The sequence below is a fragment of the Chitinophaga sp. genome (assembly GCF_036566945.1).
GTDB lineage: Bacteria > Bacteroidota > Bacteroidia > Chitinophagales > Chitinophagaceae > Chitinophaga.
Window position 1 is genome coordinate 1 of record NZ_DATCVJ010000925.1, and the last position, 3,482, is coordinate 3,482.

4 protein-coding genes are annotated in these 3,482 nt (G+C 45.7%); 1 reads left to right on the forward strand and 3 read right to left on the reverse strand.

Going from position 1 to position 3,482, the window contains the following annotated elements; genetic code table 11:
• From VIP81_RS27805 to VIP81_RS27815, 3 genes are all read right to left on the reverse strand, one after another.
• A partial coding sequence (locus VIP81_RS27805) for an STN domain-containing protein (RefSeq protein ID WP_331969171.1) occupies positions 1-343 on the reverse strand: 343 nt, incomplete at its 3' end.
• Between the two features lie 250 nt (positions 344-593).
• On the reverse strand, positions 594-1,766 hold the full coding sequence (locus tag VIP81_RS27810; RefSeq protein ID WP_331969174.1) for a FecR family protein: 1,173 nt from the start codon (positions 1,764-1,766) through the stop codon (positions 594-596).
• A gap of 93 nt (positions 1,767-1,859) precedes the next feature.
• Entirely contained in the window at positions 1,860-2,459 is a 600-nt protein-coding gene (locus VIP81_RS27815) for an RNA polymerase sigma factor (RefSeq protein ID WP_331969177.1), read from the reverse strand.
• 145 nt (positions 2,460-2,604) lie between these two features.
• On the opposite strand from VIP81_RS27815, the gene VIP81_RS27820 reads away from it, so the two are divergent.
• Positions 2,605-3,417: an ATP-grasp domain-containing protein gene (locus VIP81_RS27820; RefSeq protein ID WP_331969180.1), complete on the forward strand. Its 813-nt coding sequence runs from the start codon at positions 2,605-2,607 to the stop codon at positions 3,415-3,417.
• Positions 3,418-3,482 lie beyond the last annotated feature (65 nt).

A 3,482-nucleotide genomic window follows, 5' to 3' on the forward strand; every position in this document is an offset into this window, starting at 1 on the left:
CCTTGCCCTGTATGGGCTGTAGGGCTGCCGCAGCAGGTTCGGTTACTTTGGTGTTCGGGCTGATAACAATCGTTTTATCTACAATGCTGTAGTTAAACAATTTGCTGCTCAAACAGGCATTCAGGACTTCCGTAAGGGAAGCCTGGTTCATATTCAGATTTACGGGAGCTGCCTTCTCCAGTAATTTTTCATCATAGATAAATTCATAACCTGTCTGCCGGCTAATGCTGTTAAACACATCGTAGAGCGGGAGCCGCTTTCCTTTGATGGTAACAGACTGAGAGTATGTTTTAGCGCTCAGCTGAAGGGTGAGAACAAGTGTTAGTATTGCAGTTAATCGCATAATTAACAGTAATTTTCTGTGCATACGCCCTCCTTTACAGGGGACTTTGACGGTACCAAGTAGTTCCATACTTTTGTGTTGTTGGCTTAATAATTCAATTTTCTAAATGATTCAGGGAGTTGGGTTGCCTTCTATGGCCGGGAGCATTGCAGTGCTTCCGGTTTTTTTACAACCGGTAGTGGAATGAATTACGTCTTCATAACTTACAATAGTTTTAAAATGATGAATTCATAAGTGGACAAATAAGCTGTTACTGTGGATCGTATGGCCTTACCAGGATCCGGTTGTCATTAATATCAAAGTGAACGCGTTTCGTTGTCGATAAAATTTTAAGTAAGGAGGAAGCATTCTCTCTCCGGGAAATGATCCCTGTTAAACGAACATCCGACAGGTCGCCCTCGTAGGCGATATCTATATTGTACCATCTGGCCATTTGACGCATAATGGTTTGTATGCTGGTATTGCGGAAGCGGAATTTGCCTTCTTTCCAGGCCAGTGTTTGTTCCATATCTGCCTGCGCTATCACGAAATCATTATCATCCGTAGACAAGCTGCCGCCGAAACCTGGTTTCAGCAAACTTTTATGTTGGCCATGTACCAGTTGTACGGCGCCTTCTTCCAGGGTGGTGGTAATGGTTTGCTCATCCGCATACGCCATGATATTGAAGCTGGTGCCTAATACATTTACTTCCATGTCCGGTTTACCTTTTACTTTCACCCGGAAAGGCTGTTGGGCATTGGCAGCTACCTGGAAGTATCCTTCTCCCGTTATCTCCACTACTCTTTCTTTTCCGGGAAAAGCGGTAGGAAAACGAATACTGCTGGCGGCATTCAGCCATACTTTACTGCCATCGGCGAGGGTAAGCTGGTATTGTCCGCCACGGGGCGTAACGACGGTATTGTATACTACGCTGGCAGCCGTGCCTTCCGCTTTGTATGCGAGGCCTTCCTGGGTATTGGTAATGCTGGTGTTGCCTTGTTGGGCCAGTGCACCAATATTGGCGCTGTCCAGCGGAATCGTTTTTCCATCTGCCAGTACCAGCATCGCTTTGTTGCTGCCCGGCGCCAGCGGGGCGGTAGCATTGGCTGCTATAGGCGCTGGTGTAGCCTTTTTCAGGTAAAAACGGCCGGAGAAGAATACCGCCCCCAGCAATGCGGCTGCGGCAGCATATTGGAGGAGCCTCCTCCTGCCGTTGGTTTTTATGGGATCGGATTGTAAAATACGTTGGAGAATAACGGCTTCATCTTCCTGTTGCCAGCCACTGTCAGGTACCTGCCCATATAAGGCAGAGAGTATATCTGCTTTGATTTCCGGCTCATAGTCGTTGGAGGCAACCAGCGTTTTTAAACGCTGCAGCTCCTCCTGGCTGATCCGGCCCTCTTTATATTTTTCAAGCAATAACAGTACTTCCATCGTGGACATATGCAAAGTTTAGGAAGGGTGATGTGGGTAAAGACGAGCGACAAATAAAAAAGGAGTATCCGATGGGAAAATATTTTTTTCCGGTAAGTATGGTTACTTACGCAAAGTGAGGATAATCAAGAGCAGGGGGAGAATATCATTCTGAATCCGGGCTTTTACAAAAGCACGTACGGCGTTCATAGCCAGACTCATTTGCTTTTTAACGGTATGTACAGAAATATTCAGCTGTAGGGACACTTCTTCATTGCTCCAGCCCTGTTTCCTGGCTAAATATACTTTTTTACGTTCCGGCGGCAGCCCGGAAATGGCTTTGTCGAGAATCGCGTCGTACTCCCGTTGCAGTAAGAGGTGGTCAGTATCGTTTTGGGTGGCTGGCTGGTTTTTCCCATGAAGGTCATAGGCCTTCAGGCGTACCAGCTGTTTTTTGAACCCATCGTAAATATGATTGCGGGTAAGGATAAAGAGATAGTCTTTGAAATTCTTTACCTCTTGCATGTCGGCCCTTTTCAGCCAGATCTTCATAAACACTTCCTGTACAATTTCCCGGGCCAGACTGTTATCCTTCAGGTACACCATAGCCACGTCAAATACCTGCTGACTGTAATGCCGGAACAGCATTGTATAGGCATCCCCGTCACCTCCGGCAACCTGTTCTAACAGCTCATGTTCATCTGGTAAGGAGAAATTTGACAAAGTTGGTGGTTTATGTGCCCTTACAAAATCTATATAAACAGAGTAAATTTAGGGGACCGGAAATTAATAATAAAATAATTTATATCGGGAGAAGTACCAGGCAGCGGTTTTTTAAATTAATAAAATTATTATGTAATTTCAGCACATGCCAGACCTTTATCCCGGAATACAGTGGGTGGTGCAGAGAAATCTGACGAGTATAGCAGACCTGGAAAGTTTACAACGATCATGCGCAACGATAGGAGTGAACTTTCAGGCGATTGATATAATTCCTTTTTCTACCTCGTTACCGGCCTTCGATCATCAACGCCGTAGTATTTTTTACGGATCTACCACGCTTTGCGGTCTGGTGGCTGCTGATGAGCAATGGCGTCCGGGTTTGTTTTTTGACGAGGCCCTTTTTTCTATCGAAAATTATTTTAACCGGTGGGGTGCATATATGCTAAACTATGGCGCCATAGTCACCACTTTTGCCGCGCTGATGAGCCGGGAAGAGGCACCGGATCAGTTGTTTTTCATTCGTCCGGACGACGATAGTAAATCCTTTGCCGGAGAAACGAAATCATTTGCGGAGATTAAAAGCTGGTATGAACAGCTGAAGACGGTGGAAAATACCAACCTATCCCCGGATACGCCCATTGTAGTGTCTGCGCCTTACAATATAAAATACGAGTGGCGGTTATGGATCGTGAATGGGAAGGTGGTTACCGCTTCAAAATACCGTACTTATTTTAAGCTAACAAAAGAAGCCGGCTGCCCCGCGGAAGTTATCGCTTTTGCAGAAAGCCGTTGCCGCGAATATACCCCACATGCCGTTTTTGTAATGGATGTATGTTTATGCGGCGATGATTTTTACATCGTGGAATGTGGCTGTATGAATGCCGCCGGTTTTTATACAGCAGATGTCACTGCCATCGTGGCCGCAGTGTCAGCATATTTTGCCAATATTTCCCAATAGCATGCGTTTAATGACTACGCATTTACACTGCGTTTTGTATGCATATCTTACACTCATAATACTAA

Bases quoted from the DNA above. Each gene is read 5' to 3' on its own strand.
- VIP81_RS27810 (WP_331969174.1), bottom strand. From the start codon at position 1,766: ATGTCCACGATGGAAGTACTGTTATTGCTTGAAAAATATAAAGAGGGC.
- VIP81_RS27820 (WP_331969180.1), top strand. From the start codon at position 2,605: ATGCCAGACCTTTATCCCGGAATACAGTGGGTGGTGCAGAGAAATCTG.